The 17,527-nt window shown below is 62.5% G+C and carries 16 protein-coding genes; 12 read left to right on the top strand and 4 right to left on the bottom strand.

Going from position 1 to position 17,527, the window contains the following annotated elements; genetic code table 11:
- The 5 genes from ACLHHB_RS09200 to ACLHHB_RS09180 all read left to right on the top strand — a co-directional run.
- A partial coding sequence (locus ACLHHB_RS09200) for a toprim domain-containing protein (RefSeq protein ID WP_410217979.1) occupies positions 1–1,193 on the top strand: 1,193 nt, incomplete at its 5' end.
- Between the two features lie 150 nt (positions 1,194–1,343).
- Entirely contained in the window at positions 1,344–3,317 is a 1,974-nt protein-coding gene (gene rpoD, locus ACLHHB_RS09195) for an RNA polymerase sigma factor RpoD (RefSeq protein ID WP_410217978.1), read from the top strand.
- The gene (locus ACLHHB_RS09190) at positions 3,307–3,732 is read left to right on the top strand and encodes a BLUF domain-containing protein (RefSeq protein ID WP_410217977.1); all 426 of its coding nucleotides are present in this window, start codon (positions 3,307–3,309) and stop codon (positions 3,730–3,732) included. The genes rpoD and ACLHHB_RS09190 overlap by 11 nt, the downstream gene beginning before the upstream one ends.
- A gap of 67 nt (positions 3,733–3,799) precedes the next feature.
- The gene (gene rmuC / locus ACLHHB_RS09185; protein WP_410217976.1) at positions 3,800–5,302 is read left to right on the top strand and encodes a DNA recombination protein RmuC; all 1,503 of its coding nucleotides are present in this window, start codon (positions 3,800–3,802) and stop codon (positions 5,300–5,302) included.
- Entirely contained in the window at positions 5,299–5,727 is a 429-nt protein-coding gene (locus ACLHHB_RS09180) for a secondary thiamine-phosphate synthase enzyme YjbQ (protein ID WP_410217975.1), read from the top strand. The genes rmuC and ACLHHB_RS09180 overlap by 4 nt, the downstream gene beginning before the upstream one ends.
- On the opposite strand, the gene ACLHHB_RS09175 is transcribed toward ACLHHB_RS09180, so the two are convergent.
- Complete coding sequence (locus tag ACLHHB_RS09175) at positions 5,718–6,389, bottom strand: SDR family oxidoreductase (protein ID WP_410217974.1); 672 nt, start codon at positions 6,387–6,389, stop codon at positions 5,718–5,720. The two genes, ACLHHB_RS09180 and ACLHHB_RS09175, sit on opposite strands and share 10 nt — an antisense overlap.
- A 157-nt stretch (positions 6,390–6,546) precedes the next feature.
- On the opposite strand from ACLHHB_RS09175, the gene nrdR reads away from it, so the two are divergent.
- Together nrdR and ribD are read left to right on the top strand one after the other, a co-directional pair.
- The gene (gene nrdR / locus ACLHHB_RS09170; RefSeq protein WP_410217973.1) at positions 6,547–7,011 is read left to right on the top strand and encodes a transcriptional regulator NrdR; all 465 of its coding nucleotides are present in this window, start codon (positions 6,547–6,549) and stop codon (positions 7,009–7,011) included.
- Positions 7,008–8,018: a bifunctional diaminohydroxyphosphoribosylaminopyrimidine deaminase/5-amino-6-(5-phosphoribosylamino)uracil reductase RibD gene (gene ribD / locus ACLHHB_RS09165; RefSeq protein WP_410217972.1), complete on the top strand. Its 1,011-nt coding sequence runs from the start codon at positions 7,008–7,010 to the stop codon at positions 8,016–8,018. The genes nrdR and ribD overlap by 4 nt, the downstream gene beginning before the upstream one ends.
- On the opposite strand, the gene ACLHHB_RS09160 is transcribed toward ribD, so the two are convergent.
- The 3 genes from ACLHHB_RS09160 to ACLHHB_RS09150 form a co-directional block, all read right to left on the bottom strand.
- Positions 8,015–10,015: a capsular polysaccharide biosynthesis protein gene (locus ACLHHB_RS09160; protein ID WP_410217980.1), complete on the bottom strand. Its 2,001-nt coding sequence runs from the start codon at positions 10,013–10,015 to the stop codon at positions 8,015–8,017. The two genes, ribD and ACLHHB_RS09160, sit on opposite strands and share 4 nt — an antisense overlap.
- A 10-nt stretch (positions 10,016–10,025) precedes the next feature.
- The gene (locus tag ACLHHB_RS09155; protein ID WP_410217971.1) at positions 10,026–11,156 is read right to left on the bottom strand and encodes a polysaccharide biosynthesis/export family protein; all 1,131 of its coding nucleotides are present in this window, start codon (positions 11,154–11,156) and stop codon (positions 10,026–10,028) included.
- Between the two features lie 103 nt (positions 11,157–11,259).
- Positions 11,260–12,543 carry a capsule biosynthesis protein gene (locus ACLHHB_RS09150; protein WP_410217970.1) on the bottom strand — a complete coding sequence of 428 codons (1,284 nt, stop codon included), beginning with the start codon at positions 12,541–12,543 and terminating at the stop codon, positions 11,260–11,262.
- Positions 12,544–12,782: 239 nt separating this feature from the next.
- Between ACLHHB_RS09150 and ACLHHB_RS09145 the strand changes: the two genes are divergently transcribed.
- The 5 genes from ACLHHB_RS09145 to ACLHHB_RS09125 all read left to right on the top strand — a co-directional run bounded on the left by ACLHHB_RS09145 (position 12,783) and on the right by ACLHHB_RS09125 (position 17,062).
- Positions 12,783–13,394, top strand: coding sequence for a riboflavin synthase (locus tag ACLHHB_RS09145; RefSeq protein ID WP_410217969.1), 612 nt, complete (start codon positions 12,783–12,785; stop codon positions 13,392–13,394).
- A 63-nt stretch (positions 13,395–13,457) separates the two neighbouring features.
- A complete protein-coding gene (gene ribB / locus ACLHHB_RS09140) occupies positions 13,458–14,576 on the top strand; it encodes a 3,4-dihydroxy-2-butanone-4-phosphate synthase (protein ID WP_410217968.1) in 1,119 nt (372 codons plus the stop codon).
- Positions 14,577–14,579: 3 nt separating this feature from the next.
- Complete coding sequence (locus tag ACLHHB_RS09135; protein ID WP_410217967.1) at positions 14,580–15,125, top strand: 6,7-dimethyl-8-ribityllumazine synthase; 546 nt, start codon at positions 14,580–14,582, stop codon at positions 15,123–15,125.
- The gene (nusB, locus tag ACLHHB_RS09130; RefSeq protein ID WP_410217966.1) at positions 15,122–15,604 is read left to right on the top strand and encodes a transcription antitermination factor NusB; all 483 of its coding nucleotides are present in this window, start codon (positions 15,122–15,124) and stop codon (positions 15,602–15,604) included. The genes ACLHHB_RS09135 and nusB overlap by 4 nt, the downstream gene beginning before the upstream one ends.
- 510 nt (positions 15,605–16,114) lie before the next feature.
- Entirely contained in the window at positions 16,115–17,062 is a 948-nt protein-coding gene (locus ACLHHB_RS09125; RefSeq protein WP_410217965.1) for a YdiY family protein, read from the top strand.
- The last annotated feature ends 465 nt before the right edge of the window (positions 17,063–17,527 follow it).

Raw genomic sequence — 17,527 nt, 5'->3', positions numbered from 1 at the left:
GGCGCAATCTCTACAACCTGGGGCCCGCACGCGGCGCGGTATCCAAAGGGCAGCGCCTGATCGTGGCCGAAGGCTACATGGATGTGATTGCCTTGGCCCGTGCGGGTTTCGAGGGCGCCGTGGCCCCCTTGGGCACCGCCATCACCGAGGAACAGTTGCGCCTGATGTGGCGCGTGTCGCCGGAACCGGTCATCGCACTTGACGGCGATGCCGCGGGTCAGCGTGCCGCACAGCGCTTGATCGATCTGGCCTTGCCCTTGACGGGGCCCGGGCAGGCGCTGCGGTTTGTCGTGCTGCCGGCGGGGCAGGACCCGGATGACCTGATCAAGGTTTCTGGCCCCGGTGCCATGGGGGCGCTGCTGGACCAGGCGCGTCCGCTTCTGGACCTGCTGTGGGCGCGTGAAACCGATGGACAGGTCTTTGACAGTCCGGAACGCAAGGCCGCGCTGGATCGCCGCCTGCAAGAGGCCGTGGGCCGCATCCCCGACGAACTGACCCGCAGTCATTACAGCGAGGAAATCCGCCGCAAGCGCTGGGAGCTGTTTGGGCCTGCCAGCCGTCCGCGGCAGGCCGGACAGGGCGCGCGCGGCGGGGGGACGGGCGGGCGCAGTCCGGCTTGGCGCGGAGGTGCCTCGACGGCCCCGCGCGGGCCCGTTGCGCCGCTGAACCTGCAGGTTCCGACGCAGGGTGCCGACCTGCTGGAAGGAGCGGCGCTCCTGATCTGTGCGCTGCGTCCCGCGATGGTCGCGCAGGCCGAGGCACGGCTGGAAAAACTGATGCCGCAAGACATGGATCGGGCAGCGCTGCTTCACGACCTGCTGACGCAGGCCGACAGTGCGGCGGGCAGGCGAGGCCTTGAAACCCTGCGGCGTGACGCCCATCTGGGCCTGACCCCAACCGTCATCGAACAACAGGAGGACGAGGCCGCCGCCGCTATCCTGGGTAACCTTCTGGACCGTCTGGAGGCCACGCGTGCAGCCAGTGACGAACTGGCTCGTGCTGAATCCGAGATCCAGGGGGAGGCCGATGAAGGCCTGACTTGGCGTATCAGCCAGATCGCCCGTGCGCGTCATCGGGCGGAAAAGCCGGAGATGGAGGCGACAAGCGACCTGAACGAGGATCGTGATGCCTTGTCGGCGCAACTGTCGGACTGGCTCAGCGGCCAGATCTGGCGCAAGCCGCCAGCAGGGTGACTACGAATCGCCACCGGGAACGGTTGCGAATCATTACAGCGCATGGCCTTTGATTCGGCCGGGAAGCGCGCTAGAAACGATGGAACTTGCGTCGATTCGTCATCTGCCGCGAATCGCCTGCTCAAGACCGCCCCGAGAAGGAGCCCCTGGATGGCCGCCAAGGACGACGACCACGACAAGACCGACAAGGACGACAACGCCCATTCGCTGGACATGAGCCAGGCTGCGGTCAAGAAGATGATCGCCGAGGCGCGCGAGCGCGGCTACATCACCTATGATCAGCTGAACTCCGTCCTGCCGCCCGAGCAGGTCAGCAGCGAGCAGATTGAGGACGTGATGTCCATGCTGTCCGAAATGGGCATCAACGTCATCGAAGACGAGGACGGGGCCGAAGAAAGTGAAGGTGGGGCGGTCGTGACCACCGACACCGGATCCCGCGAGCTGGCTGTTGCCGCCACCGAGACCGAGAAGCTGGACCGGACCGATGATCCGGTGCGGATGTACCTGCGCGAGATGGGCTCGGTCGAGCTTTTGTCCCGCGAAGGCGAGATTGCCATCGCCAAGCGTATCGAGGCCGGCCGCAACACGATGATTGCGGGGCTTTGCGAAAGCCCGCTGACCTTCAAGGCCATTACCCTCTGGCGCGAAGAGCTGCTGGAGGAAGAGATCCTTCTGCGCGACGTCATCGATCTCGAAACCACCTTTGGCCAGTCCCTTGACGGCGAAGAGGGTGACGAAGAGGAACTGACTGTCGAGGGCGAAACCGATTCTGCAGCACCCAAGCGCGAGGAGTTCGACGCCGACGGCAACCCCTTGCGCACCGATGACGACGAGGACGAGGACGAAGGCGCCAACCTGTCCCTGGCCGCCATGGAGGCCAGCCTCAAACCCAAGGTGCTGGAAACGCTGGAAGCGATTGCCAATTACTATGAGCGGCTGGCCGATATGCAGGACCAGCGCATGTCCGCCACGTTGAACGAGGACAACAGCTTTTCGGCGACCGCAGAAAGCGACTATCAGACCCTGCGTTCGGAGATCGTGGTTCTGGTGAACTCGCTGCACCTGAACAATGGCCGGATCGAGGCGCTTGTCGACCAGCTTTACGGCATCAACCGGCGGATCGTCACCATCGACAGCGGCATGGTCAAGCTGGCCGATGCGGCGCGAATCAACCGTCGCGAATTCATTGACGCTTATCGTGGATCGGAACTGGACCCAACCTGGGTGGACCGGATGTCCGCACAGGCCGGTCGCGGCTGGCAGGCATTGTTCGACCGGTCGCGCGATCAGGTGGAAAAGCTGCGCGTCGACATGGCCGAAGTCGGCCAGTATGTCGGCGTGGACATCGAGGAATTCCGCCGCATCGTCAGCCAGGTTCAGCGTGGCGAAAAGGAAGCCCGCCAAGCCAAGAAGGAAATGGTCGAGGCCAACCTGCGCTTGGTGATTTCGATTGCCAAGAAATACACGAATCGTGGCCTGCAGTTCCTGGACCTGATCCAGGAAGGCAACATTGGCCTGATGAAGGCCGTGGACAAGTTCGAATATCGGCGCGGCTACAAGTTTTCGACCTATGCAACCTGGTGGATTCGTCAGGCGATCACGCGGTCGATCGCGGACCAGGCCCGGACCATCCGCATTCCAGTTCACATGATCGAGACGATCAACAAGCTGGTCCGTACCGGACGCCAGATGCTGCACGAGATCGGCCGCGAGCCGACGCCCGAGGAACTGGCCGAAAAGCTGCAGATGCCGCTGGAAAAGGTCCGCAAGGTGATGAAGATCGCCAAGGAGCCGATCAGCCTCGAGACCCCGATCGGCGACGAGGAAGACAGCCAGCTTGGGGACTTCATCGAGGACAAGAACGCTGTCCTGCCGCTGGACAGCGCGATCCAGGAGAATCTCAAGGAGACCACGACTCGTGTCCTGGCCAGCCTGACCCCGCGCGAGGAGCGGGTTCTGCGGATGCGTTTCGGCATCGGCATGAACACCGACCACACACTGGAAGAGGTTGGCCAGCAGTTCAGTGTCACGCGGGAACGCATTCGCCAGATCGAGGCCAAGGCGCTGCGCAAGCTGAAGCACCCGTCGCGAAGCCGAAAGCTGCGTTCGTTCCTTGACCAGTGATCTGACAAATATCACGGGGCTGGGATTCTTTCTGTATCGCAGCACCGCCCATCCGGATCTGACATCAGGCGGCATGCAGGACATCCTGCGTGCCGCCCGGGGCCGAAACCAGTCCCTGGGTCTCACAGGTTGCCTTCACCACGAGGACGGGCTTTTCTTTCAATGGCTGGAGGGGCCGGTCTCGGGGTTGAGGGCTGTGGTGGACTCCATTCTTCGCGATGATCGTCATCAGGCTGTGACTGTTCTGGCACAAGGGCCGCTGAACCATCGCCGCTTTCAGGACTGGCGGATGCGTTTTTCGGACCGGGATCGGGCATCGCTGCTGGACTGGTTTGCAAGCTCGGACAGATCGACCGTGCAGAGTGAAGATTATGCCAAGGGGATCACCGCGTTCCTGATGTCGATCGCCGCCTGATGGTCCTCGGCCTTGCGTAAGCAGCACGAAATGTGAACACTGACGCAAACAAAAAGGCGTCAGTGTCATGTTCGAGGTCGAAAGCGCGGGTTCAGGAACCTTATCGTCAGGCTTGGCTGGCCTGCCGCTGATCGCGGTGGGACTGGTAATGCTCTGCTTCGTCCTGCTGCTGATCATGATGCTGTCGGGAAAACGGTGGCGGACCCATGTCGAGGCGGTGCAGGAGGAACTGGCGCGGCTGCAGGGCGAACTGGTGCGGACCAGGGACAATGCCCGAACGGAGCTGCACGAGCGGGAGCTGACTCTGGGCCATCATCACGCGCGGTTTGAGGCGCAATCGGGGCGGCTGGCCGACCTGATGGAAGAACGCGACGGGCTGACCGATGCCCTGCATCGGGCACGTCAGCAGGCAGGCGCCCTTGAGACACAGCTGGCCGAGGCGCGGCTGCGGGCGGCCAAGGACGCCGAGTCCAATGCCCGAGAGATCAAGACATTGCGCGAACTGCGGGTCGAGATGACCAACCAGTTCAAACTGCTTTCGGCAGAAACCCTGCGCGTGCAGCAGGCCGATCTGCAGCAGGTGCACCAGGAAAACTTGGCGTCGCTGCTGGGTCCGTTTCGCGATCAGGTCAGCCGCTTTCAGACCGAGTTGCAAACCCGAAACAAGATCCTGGACGAGGAATCCGCCCGCCTGCGAGAACAGATCCTGACGCTCCACAACAGGTCCGAACAAATCTCGCGCGAGGCAGTGAACCTGACGCGCGCCCTGAAGGGTGACAAGCAGAGGCAAGGCGCCTGGGGCGAGATGGTGCTGGAGCGGATTCTGGAGGCTTCGGGTCTTCTGGTCGGCACGCATTACGACCTGCAGGCTAGCTGGCGCGACGAAGAAGGCAAGCTGTGGCGTCCTGATGTCGTGGTGACGATGCCTCGCGGCAAGGTCATGGTGATCGACAGCAAGGTGTCGCTGAACGATTACGAGTTGTCGGTCAGTTCCGAAGATCCTGCCGAGGCGCAGGCCGCTCTGCGGCGCCATGTGGCCGCGCTTCGCACCCATATCAGTACCCTTTCGGGCAAGGGCTATCACCGGATGGACGATGCTTCGGTGGATTACGTCCTGATGTTCATCCCCATCGAAGGCGCGTTCTCGGACGCGCTGCGGGCCGATCCGACGCTGGCGGCCTTTGCGATGGAGCGTCGCGTGGGGCTGACGACGCCGACCACCCTGATGCTGACGCTGCGCACGGTCGAACATATCTGGGCGGTGGAGCGCCGGGAAAGCAATGCCATGGAGATCGCGCGCCGCGCCGGGCAACTGTACGACAAGGTTGCCGGTTTCGTCGACGCGATGGAGGGGGTCGGACGCGCACTGGATCAGGCCAGCCGCGCGCACGGGCTGGCCATGGACCGTCTGACGCGCGGTTCTGGCAATGTCATCCGACAGGTCGAATTGCTGCGCGGGCTGGGCGCGCGTGCCAGCAAGCAGATCGAACTGGACCACGACCGCGCCGATGACCCGGGTGATCCAAGGGACAATACCCAGATCCTGCGCGGGCCGGAGGCTGCGGAATGATCCACCTGCTGACCATTCCGACCAACGGGGCTGCCTGTTATGAGATCACGGAGCAACTGGCCGCATGGCTGAAGGATGCGGGTGCGGCGGATGGGCTGCTGACGCTGATGATCCGGCACACCTCGGCGTCGCTGCTGATCCAGGAAAATGCCGATCCCGAAGTGCAAACCGACCTGTTGAACTGGCTGGACCGACTGGCACCCGCGGCAGACCACTCGTCAATGCGCTGGATCACCCACCGTTACGAGGGGCCGGACGACATGCCTGCGCATCTGAAGGCCTCGATCCTGCCGGTCAGTCTGCAGATCCCGGTATCGGCAGGGCAGATGATGCTGGGCCGGTGGCAGGGTATCTATCTGGTCGAGCACCGTCGCGCGCCGCATCAGCGGCAGGTCGCGGTTATGTTCCAGCCGCATCAAGCCTGAGGCATCAGGTAGATTTCGCGGATGGCAGCCCTTTCGGGCGCACTGATCATGTGAAGAACAGCCTGCGCGACATCCTCGGGCTGCAGCTTGTCGGGTGCCCCTTCGTCAAAGAAGGCCGTGTCGACCATGCCGGGGGCGACCACGGAACAGCGCCCGCCCCATTCGCGCATCTCTTCGGCCATATTGCCGGCATAGCCGTGCACGAACCACTTGGTCGCGCCATAGATCGAACCGGAAATATGACGCCGGCCCGCAGCCGATCCTGTCAGGACAAGGGTTCCCTTGGTCTTCCTAAGTTCGGGTAGAACAGCCCGGGCTGTCAGGATGACGCCCATGACGTTCAGGTCGATCATGCCCCGGATGTCCTCCAGATTGCCGGCTTCCGTTCCGGGCTTTGACAGCCCTCGCCCGGCATTGGCAAAGGCAGCGTCGATGCCGCCGAAATGGGTCGCAGCCTGGGACACGGCTGCTTCGAGGTCATCCACCCGAGTGGCATCGCCCTCGGCCACGATCGCCTTGCCACCGAGTTCCCGTGCGACATCCGACAGTTTGTCGCCTGAACGCGAAAACAAGGCGACGTTCCAGCCGACCCCGGCCGCTGCACGGGCGGTCGCTGCTCCGATGCCCGACGAGGCCCCGGTGATGAACAGGGTCTTGGCCATGATCGCTCCCATGATGCTTAGTGACATGCTGCCGGCCAACGCGGCTTTCACGCCACAGGTTCCGGGCCCTGCATCTTGTGGGCTGTGGATAGCGCTACCCAAATTCTGGAAGGCCGCCTATATTGCCTGCGGATCGCCGGATCGAAGGGACAACCCGATGCGCTGCCCGTTTTGCGGAAACGTGGATACCCAGGTCAAGGACTCGCGACCGGCCGAGGACAATGTGGCCATCCGCCGCCGCCGCTTCTGCCCGTCCTGCGGGGGGCGCTTCACGACCTATGAGCGGGTTCAGCTGCGCGACCTGGTGGTGGTCAAGACGAACGGAAAACGCGAGGATTTCGATCGCGACAAGATGGCCCGCTCGATCCGGATCGCCATGCAGAAGCGCCCGGTCGAGCCCGAGCGCATCGAGCAGATGATCAGCGGCATCGTGCGCCGTCTGGAAAGCACCGGTGAAACCGACATTCCGTCGAAAGCCATCGGCGAGATCGTTATGGAGGCGCTGTCGCGCATCGACAACGTGGCCTATGTCCGCTTTGCCAGCGTTTACAAGAATTTCCAGGACGCGGACGACTTTGACAAGTTCGTGTCCGAGCTGCGCCCCGGCGCCACGAACGATTGACTGCCGATCCGACAAATGATGCCCGGCACATGGCGCATGCCCTGCGCCTGGCGCGGCGTGGTCTGGGAAATGTCTGGCCCAATCCTGCCGTGGGCTGCGTCTTGGTCCGCGAAGGGCGTATCGTGGGGCGGGGCTGGACGCAGCCGGGTGGGCGGCCCCATGCGGAACGGATGGCGCTGGATGTCGCGGGACCCATGGCGCAGGGCGCGACGGCCTATGTGACGCTGGAGCCTTGCGCACATCACGGGCGCACGCCCCCTTGTGCGTCTGGACTGGTGGATGCCGGCGTGGTCCGGGTCGTGACAGCCTTGACCGATCCCGATCCGCGGGTGGCGGGGCGTGGCCATGCCATGCTGCACGCGGCGGGTGTGGCCTTGACCGAAGGCGTTCTGGCGGCCGAGGCGGCCGAGTTGCAGGCAGGTTTCCTCAGCCGCATCACGCGCGGCCGACCTTTCGTGACGCTGAAGTTGGCCAGCAGCCTTGACGGGCGTATTGCCATGGCCAGTGGGGAAAGCCGCTGGATCACGGGGCCTGCGGCACGTGCCCATGTTCATGTCCTGCGGGCGCAGCATGACGCGATTATGGTGGGTGGCGCCACGGCGCGCGCGGACCTGCCACAATTGAATGTCCGTGGCGTTCATACGCCGTTGCAGCCCGTCAGGATTGTTGTTTCGGGACAAGCCTTGCCGCCGTTGCCAACGCAGGACGCGGATCACGGAGCATTGTGGCGGGTCGAGGGCGACCCGGCGCGAATTCTTGCCGATCTGGCGGGGCGTGGTCTCACACGCCTGTTCTGCGAAGGGGGCGGCAGGCTGGCCGCCAGTCTGCTGCAGGCGGGGCTGGTCGACCAGGTTGTTGCCTATACGGCGGGGCTGGCCATGGGCAGCGATGCACGCGCGTTCGTGGGTGCGACCGATTGGACCCGGCTTGCCGAGGTGCCGCGGTTTGCCTTGGCAGAAACGCGGCCCGTGGGGCCAGACCTGTTCCATCGCTGGCGCAAGGTCTAGCCTCGCCAAAGCCACGCTTGGCTGGCCAGAACGCCTTGCGCCTTGGCCAGCAGTCGCAGGACAGGTGGCTGCCCTACATGCCCTTGGGAAAGGCGCTTGACCGCAAGCTCTACAGGACAGGGCAGGCCCGTTACAGGGTCGCGATAGCGGGGATAGGCGATCAGGCAAGCATGGACCAACGCGGCAAGGGTGGGCTTGGCCTGCCGACGTTCGGGGACAGGGCCCAGATCACGCGTCAGGCCCCATCCTGCATAAAAAGGCGCACCCAGAACGGTCACTGGCTTGCCCCGGATCATGGCCTCGAACCCCAAGGTTGATGTTATGGTCCAGACCTCGTCTGCGCTGTCGATCAGGGTCACGGCATCCGCGTCACGGGTGATGATGTCAGCCAGATCAGCCATCTCGTCAGGATCAACCAAACCAGGGCGCAGACCGGCCTCCACATCCGGATGCGGTTTGAAGATGATTTGTGCATCGGGATTTTCGCGCCGCACACGCGCCAGCAAAGCCAGGTTCGTTCGTTCCTGTCCCGCACCTTTGCGGATTGAGGCATCATCCTCGACCTGTCCGGGAACCAGGATCCGTCTGCGCCCATCTGACAAGGGTAGCACTGTTTCCAAGTTCAGGTTGTATTTTGTCAGCCGTGCAGCGATCAGCATCGCAATCAATTGGTCTGCGCGTGCCTCGCCCCCTGGGGGTGGTCCCGACTGGATCAGTCGTTCCAGTCTCGATGGTTCGCCCGGGTCAAAATAGATTCCCAGATCGTCGGCCACGACAGACAAAGGGGGCGTCAGTGCCGCACCCAACCCGCGCGAACGGAGAAATCCGTCCTCGACCCTGATTGCCTGCGGCGCCTGTTCGGCAGCGCCGGCCCAGGCCAATGTGACTGACGGCGATGGTTTCGCCGTAAACCGGACAGGCGCGGCATCGCCGAATTCACGTCCGATGAAGCGGCGTTTCCATAGGCGCATCCCATAGGCCCGATGACCGTGACGATCCTGGCGGAAGGCCTGCGCCTCGGCCTCGATCTGCTCCAGTGCCGTTTCGAAATCGGCAAGTTGATCCCTGCAAGGGTCATACCATGTCGGTGCAAGAAGATGGCTGGCCGCAAAAAGCGCCTCGCGCGAGGCCAGCCCGCGGCGCCCCGCAGGCATGGCGATTTCGTCCCGGCTGAGACCCCACCCCGCGTAAAAGGGACGGCCAAAGAGCCTCGGGCTGTGCCCGGCCAGCAGCGCCTCATAGCCCAGTTGGGAACTGACGGCATACACCCTATCTGCCTCCTCCACCAGGCGCCAAGGCGACACGGGGCCGTCGCAGAGGGATTCCCCCTGTTTCAGGTCGCTTGCGGTCAGGTGGCCGGGACGCAGGCCTGCCGAAGTTTCGGGATGGCTGCGGATCACGATGCGCTGCCCCGGGTTCTCGTCACGCGCAGCCTGAAGCATCTGCAGAAACAGGGAGCGGCCTTCGCCCTGCAGCGACGCATCCCCTTGGGTCTGGTCAACGACCAATATATAGCCGGGCCGCGGCGGCGCAACTGAGGGATCGTGATGATTGTACTTGGACAGGTCAGCTGCGCGGAGCCGTGCCAGAGCCAGAGATGCGCGATCCTGCAGGGCATCGGTTGCCCCTGCATTTACCAGCTGCTCGACGCGGGAGGGAATGGAAGGATCGAAATGCAGGCCCACAGGGTCGATCATGAGGCCGGCAGGGCCGCGGCGCGACAACCGGCCCCGCGCCCGTCCGGGCAGGATCGAGCGCAGGAAGGCATCTTCGACCGTGATCAGGGGGCAGCCGCGCCGATGTGCCATGGCTTTGCCACGCCATGAGGTCGGACTTGCACCCCAGATGCCGACAGGCTCACCAAGGCGGGGCAGGCCCAGCACAGGTTGGTATCCGGCCAAGGTCAGGATGCGAGCGATCCGGGGCCGGGTCAAAAAGCCGAGGTTGAAAATGCAAAGCCGCCGAGGGGTCCCGGCGGCTTGCAGATTGTCAGGCATCATGCCGAGATCAGTTGCCGATCGACGACAACGTGTCAGCCGTCGCCGCGCTGCCGGTCACGGCCGAGAGCGTTTTCTGCCACTGCACATACGGTGCTTCCGTGACATAGACGGTGTCGCCATCGCGGATGATGAAGTCGCGGGCCAGGAACAGCCCGTTCGGCCGCGTCAGGTCCAGTACATAGGCGAAACGCTGCGTACCGACGACCGGCTTGCCCAGCACGCGGCTGGCGACGGATTCGGGTTCGTCACGCATCACGAAGACACCGGTCGGATCGGCGAGGCTGGAGCTGAGACCCCCGACCATGGCAATGGCCTCCACCGCATTGATGACCTCGTTGCCCAAGGGCACGCGCGTCTGGCCGCCGAGGGCGCCAAGGGCGGTGAAGCTGCGCTGATCCTCTTCGACCACGATGAGGTCGCCGGGACGCAGAGCGATGTCGTTGTTGGGGCTGGAATACAGGTCCGTCAGCCAGACACGGCCGCTGTCGCTGCCACGCTTCACGGTGACGACGGCCACTTCAGGCGCGATCGAGACGCCGCCGGCGCGAGCCAGCATGGCCGAGAGCGAGCGGGTCGGACGCTCGATCGGATAAACGCCTTGGGCGCTGACGCGGCCCACGACGGAAACGGTTGCACCGTCGCCGGCGACGCGCTGAACGGTCACCTGGGGGTCCGGCGTTTGCGCCGACAACCGTTCGGTGATCGTTTGGCGCAGCTGGTCGGGCGTGCTGCCTGCGGCGCGGACGCGGCCGGCATAGGGCACGAAAATGAAGCCTTCGCTGTCCACCTGGATTTCCGTCAGTGCGGTCGAGCTGGCGCCGAGCGACGTCAGCAGGCCGTCATCGACGTTTTCCCAGATCGACAGCCCCAGAACGTCGCCCGAACGAATTTCGTCTGCGCCGACCTGGCCGGCACTGCGGAAGCTGTTGGAGAAGCCGTAGCTGGGCGCAAAGCTGGATGCGCGGGTGACATGGTCATTGACATAGATGACCTGCGTGTTGCCGCCGCGTTCCACGGCGCCGTTGAAGATCTCGGCCTTGTTCGGCCCTGAACGGGGCAGCGCACAGGCCGCCAAAAGGCTTAAGGACGCGATCAGAAGCAGCCTGATTGGGGCTGCGGACCGAGTGTAAACTGTCACCTCGAATACTCCTATTACTTGGGTCCGGCCTCAACGGGCCAGTTTGCGGATAATCTAACCAGTGCGCATCACACAAGCCATCATTCTTTCAACTTCTTCAGTGTCATCGGTCACGATCCGCCAATTGCTGACGGGTCTGACTGCGTCCTGAAGCCAAAGCCTCGTAGGGATCATCGGGCAACAGAAGCATGTCGGCCACCAGGCGCAAGGCATGCGCACGCGAATGGCTGGCATAGAAGCCACCCGGGATCTGGCTTGTTTGTAAAAGATAATCCCGGAAAACCCGATAGGCCTGGGGGTCCGGTGGCTCGGGGTCGGCAAGAAAGTCGTCGAGTGACTGTTCCGACACCAGACCCGGCTTTTCATAGATGGCACGACCCAGTGTCTTGACCGGAATGCCCCGCCACAAGGCCTGTTGCGCAGCGGTCGAATTTACGGTGACGACCGCCCTGGCATGGGACATGATTTCAGCCAGTTTCCCGCCGCGGATGTAATGTACCCGTTCAGAGACTCCATATGCTTGCGCAGCGTTGCGAATCGCATCGCGGTTGCCAGCACGGCCGTCTTCCAGCGGGTGGGCCTTGAAGATCATGTGATGGTGACGAGGGGCTGCACGGGCAAAGGCTTCGACTGCGAGCCGGATGAACTGGGCGTTCCTGGTGAAGGGCGAATGGCCGAGGAAGTTTGAATCGTGTTCCAGCTGCATCAGGACCAGATTGTATGGCCAACCCGAGAGCCGCAGCCGTCGCCACTGGATCGCGCGACCCAGGTTATAGAGTGGTGACAGTATCAGGCGGCGCAGGTTCAGGCGGAATTCCTGGACCACGGAAATGGAACGGTGACCGCGATAGGCGCGGTAGCGGCCGTTGGCGACCAGGATCAGGAAGTGATAAAAGGCACCATAGAACTTGTGGTGCCGCATGTCGCCCCAATGAGCGGGAGGGCGGCGAACTTCGTTGATCTGCTGGCGCAGCACGGCGCGCATCTGCGCGAGCGGGATCTGCATCAGGATGGAGTTGCCGTTGGAGCCCTGACGTTCATAGCTGATCCAGTAAGGGCGGAGATAGCCTTCCTCGAAGACATGGACGCGGATCCCGCGGCTGGCTGCCTGGCGGCGTGCGGTTTCATGGATCGCGCGAACGTCTCCGTAAAGCACGATGTCCGTGATGCCTTTCTGGTCCAGTATCCGCTGCAGGTGGTCCGGCCATTCCTTCACGGAGCCTTCGTGGCGGATGAAGTGCCGCTTGTCTGTCCAGAAGAACTCGTCACCGGCATTGAAACCGCAGCGCCATACCTTTGCGCCAGCGGCCCGCAAGAGCCTGCCGAGCCTGTCGAAGAAGGGGCCGTGCGGGCCCTGCAGCATCAGGAAAACGGGCGGAGCGGACAAATGCGGATCACGCGCCGACGATGAGCGCGGCGTTTGAACGGAGGGAAAGGAACCTAGGACGGACATGATGCCCTTAACAACCCATGCGTGTAGAAACCGCTTGCTTTGGCATGGCATGCCTTGCCCGTTCGATCCAGAATTTTCTGAAGTTGTGTTTAACGGACGGTTCAGCGGCGGGCTTGGTGCTTGAATGGCCTGCGCCGATGACCTAGTTCGGATCGAACACTAGGGGATGAACAATGTTTACGGGCATCATCACGGATATTGGCGTCGTACGCTCGGTCGAGATGCGCGGCGACATGCGGGCACGGATCGGCTGCGGTTATGACATGGCCGGTGTTGATCTGGGCGCATCGATCGCCTGCGACGGCGTCTGCCTGACGGTCATTGCCAAGGGCGAGGACTGGTTCGATGTCGATATTTCGGCTGAAACGCTGTCCAAGACCAATATCGGTGCGGCCGGGTGGCAGATGGGCCAGCGCCTGAACCTGGAGCGTGCGCTTCGGGTCGGGGACGAACTGGGCGGTCATATCGTCAGCGGGCATGTCGATGGCGTCGCCCGGATTCTTTCGGCCAGTCGCGAGGGCGACAGCCTGCGCTTGTTGTTTGAGGCGCCTGCGGAACTGGCGCGCTTTATCGCGCCCAAGGGATCTGTCGCGCTGAACGGGACATCGCTGACCGTAAACGAGGTCGAAGCCAACCGGTTCGGCATCAACCTGATCCCGCATACCCAGCAGGCCACGACATGGGGGGACGCGCGCGAGGGCGACGCGGTCAATCTGGAGATCGATACGATGGCCCGCTATGTCGCGCGGCTGGCGGATGTCGGCGCGATGGGCCTGCCGGCTTAACGAAAACCGGCACGTGACAGCCGGTGCACAGCCGGCAGGCGTGCCACCAGCAAGGACGACCCGATGCAATTCGAACAGCCCGGCCCGATCGAGCGTGATCATTCGGACGCGATCTCTCCCATCGAGGAGATCATCAACGAAGCGCGCAATGGCCGGATGTTCATTCTGGTTGATCACGAGGACCGGGAGAACGAGGGTGACCTGGTCATCCCGGCCCAGATGGCCACCCCCGACGCGATCAATTTCATGGCGACCCATGGTCGTGGCCTGATCTGCCTGTCCATGACCGCGGAAAGAATCGAGGCGCTGGGCCTTCCGCTCATGAGCCCCAAGAACTCCAGCAGGCACGAGACGGCATTCACCATGTCTATCGAGGCGCGCGAGGGTGTGACCACCGGCATCAGCGCCCATGACCGCGCCCGGACGATCAGCGTGGCCATCGATCCGACCCGTGGCGCGGCCGACATCGCGACCCCCGGCCACGTTTTTCCGCTGCGTGCCCGCGACGGCGGCGTCCTGGTGCGAGCCGGGCATACCGAGGCGGCTGTCGACATTGCCCGGCTGGCTGGGCTGAACCCCGCCGGCGTGATCTGCGAGATCATGAACGAAGACGGGTCCATGGCGCGCCTTCCGGACCTAATGGCCTTTGCACAGCGTCACGCGCTGAAGATCGGCACGATCAGCGACCTGATCCGTTATCGTCGGCGCTATGACAACCTGATTGGCGAACGTTCTCGGCGGCAGGTGCATTCCCAGCACGGCGGCGACTGGACAATGCGCATCTTTGCGGACGAGACGCAGGGCACCGAACATATCGTCCTGTCCAAGGGTGACCTGACGGCGCCGGGCCCGGTGCTGGTGCGGATGCATGCGCTGGACCCGCTGCATGACGTGCTGGGCATCGGTCGGGAAGATGCCGGCAGTCTGCCAGCCGCCATGCGCGAGATCGCGACCGAGGAAAGGGGAGTCGTTGTCCTGATCCGCGACCTCAGCGAGGCGATCGCGCCTGCGGGAGAAGTCGGGCCGCATACGTTGCGGCAATACGGTCTGGGTGCGCAGATTCTGTCCGCGCTGGGGCTGTCCGAACTGATCCTGCTGACCAATTCCGTGCCTGTGAAGGTGGTGGGTCTTGACGCCTACGGGCTTTCGATCCATTCCACCCGGCCTATCCCCAAGGATTGAACCATGGCCTCGAACACCCAACACCACGAACTGGCGCTGCCGCGTCTGGATGCGCCGGTCCGCCTGTTGGCGGTCGTGGCGCCCTATTACAAGGACATTGCAGACGGTCTTCTGGCCGGCGCCCGAGCCACGGCGGATGCCGCCGGAGCGGGGCTGGACGTGGTGGAAGTGCCGGGCGCACTGGAAATTCCAACTGCCGTCGCGCTGGCGGTGCGCAGCGGGCGCTATGACGGGTTCGTGGCGCTTGGCTGCGTCATCCGGGGTGAGACAACCCATTATGACACGGTCTGCAATGACAGCTCTCGCGGGTTGACGCTGCTGGGCCTGCAGGGCGTGTGCTTGGGTAATGCCATCCTGACCGTTGAAAACATGAACCAGGCTCAGGTGCGCAGTGACCCTGCCGGGCAGAACAAGGGTGGCGGTGCTGCGGCTGCGGCGCTCCATCTGATCGCCTTGGCGCGCCATTGGGCGGGCCCAAGGGATGAGGCCGCAGTGGCGCATGACGTGATCCGCCTAGCAGGCGAACTGGAAGGGCAGGGCAGGGCATGAGCGGCATTGACGACGAGAAACGTCCGGATCGCCGCACCCTGAGCAGCGCTGCTCGCCTGTATGCGGTGCAGGCACTGTTCCAGATGGAGGCGGCGGGCCAGTCGGCCGACCGCGTCACGCGCGAGTTCCAGAACCACCGGATTGACATCGAGGACCGTGACGGACCAACCGCCGAAGCGGATGAAGGGCTTTTCGGGCGGATCGTCGATGATGTGGTCATGTGGCAGTCTAGGATTGACCAAGCAACGGATCGTGGTCTGGTCGCCAAATGGCCTATCGACCGGATCGATCCGGTCCTGCGGGCGATCTTTCGTGCGGCAGGGGCCGAGATCGTATCAGGACGAGCCCCGGCCAAGGTGGTCATTACCGAATATGTTCGCCTGACCTTGGCGTTTTTTCCCGAAGGTCGTGAAGCAAAGTTCGCGAATGCGGTCTTGGATCACATGGCGAGGGATCTGAGACCGGATTCGCTTGGCTGAAGCCGTTCGACTGCATCCAGATCGTGATAGGCCCGGCCCATGCCGGGCCTTTTCTCATGGAACGGAAGGAATCGCTTTGGCTAATAGACTTCCCCGCGTAGAAGGTACCCCATAGAATTCTTTGACGGGAGTGTGACACCCGTGACCATTCTGCAACATGACCTATTGCGGAGGGGAGATATCAAATTGCACAAAATTTGTGCGCACACGGGAATGTTTCAGAAGTTCTTTTTAAGAGACGAAGCCATTCACTCTACTCTTTATTCCTTAAGTGACGGTTAAAATGGCAGTTCTCCAACTTAAGGATTGGTTGCATCACATTAGGTTGCAGTCTCTGTCTGGCGAAACTTCGCTTGTCATATTTGAGCCGATGCCGCCTCACGTTCATGAGATGCTGTGATAAATTGGTCCGCCCTTTGAACCCGACAGGGGAGACGCTAATTGTATCGACAGCAGAGATGCTCTGCCCCCGACGGGGCCAGACACTGAAACTCAGCTCGTGAGGACAAGATGAAAAAAGTTACGCTGCTGACCGGCACCGCCGCAATTTTGGCCGCGCTGTCGGTTCCGGCATTTGCCCAGACCGAAGTCGCAACCGGCGCCGATGCAACCGGTATCTCGGGGATCGACGATCGCATCACCGACATTGAAGATGATGTGACCGATCGTTTTGAACGCGACAATGATGCGGATCGCTTCGGGCCTGCCGACCGTCGTCAGGGCCTGTTCGGCACGATGTCGCTGAGCTACACCGGCCGCACCGGCAATACCGAGAACCAGGATCTGGCAATTGCGGGTCGCATCAGCTATAACCAGGGCCAGTTCGCGCAGAGCGTCGGTCTGTCGCTGGAGTTCGGCGAAGACGACTTCGGCAACAAGGACCAGGAAGAAGTCAACGCGATCTATGACGCGCAGTACTACTTCAACGACCAGTTTTATGCTTTCGCGCTTGGTCGCATCAGCCAGAACGGCCTTGTTGACGGCGTCCGTAACAGCCCGGCCCAGTCTGACGAAGATTTCGCTTCGGAATTTTCCGACTTCCGTCGTGACGCATTCCTCGGCTTCGGCCCGGGTTACCGTGTGATCAACTCGCCGGAAACCACTTGGCGCGTTCAGGCCGGTGTCGGCGTCCGCTACACCCAGACTGGTGAAGCCTATGCTGGCGCGACGCTTGTTGACGGTGTTCTCGTTCCTTCCGACGCTTCGTCGGACACCGAAGTTGGCTACATTGCGTCCTCGCGCCTGTACCACCGCTTCAACGAGAATATCTTCATCACCAACGACACCGACTATCTCGGTTCGAAGGACTCGGATGACGTGATCTCGAACGAGTTCGGCGTGAACTTCCAGGTTTCCGAGCAACTGGCTACCCGCGTGAGCTACACGACCGAGTATCAGGAAAACCGCACCATCCGTACCGACAACACCGTCGGCGTTGCGGTCGTCTACGGCTTCTGATCCGTCCCTCTGGATCAAAGTCTCTCTGGAAGGGCAGCCCTCGGGCTGCCCTTTTGCGTGATGCAGCAGATCCTTTGCACCTGAACCAGCCAATATCGATGTACGATGGTTGGGGGTGACGGGAACCGCAGCAACCGCAACGGCGTCAGATTTCCCGAAAGCCTGATCAATCAGGTGGGTACCAGGTAACGTGACCAAGGTCACATCAGAGCCAGCGCCCTCGGAAAACTTATAGGCCAGTGGAAAAATGGCCGTATGCGAGAAGAGCAGAAGCCCGTCATTGACCGAAATAGGGGGAGGGGCAGACGGTTTCAAGCTTTCTTGTCCGCAAACGGATAATCTGGTCGTGCGGGCAAGCCGCAGTAGGATCACTTTCGCCGTTTGCGTAAATTTTCATCGTACGAACAGTGTGGTGACGATTTTATGTCGTTTGGCGTGTTTTTTCTCTTGCGTCTTTGGTTTGGT

Source organism: Paracoccus sp. (in: a-proteobacteria) (assembly GCF_046462195.1).
Lineage (GTDB): Bacteria > Pseudomonadota > Alphaproteobacteria > Rhodobacterales > Rhodobacteraceae > Paracoccus.
This window is presented reverse-complemented; position numbering and strand designations above follow the sequence as displayed.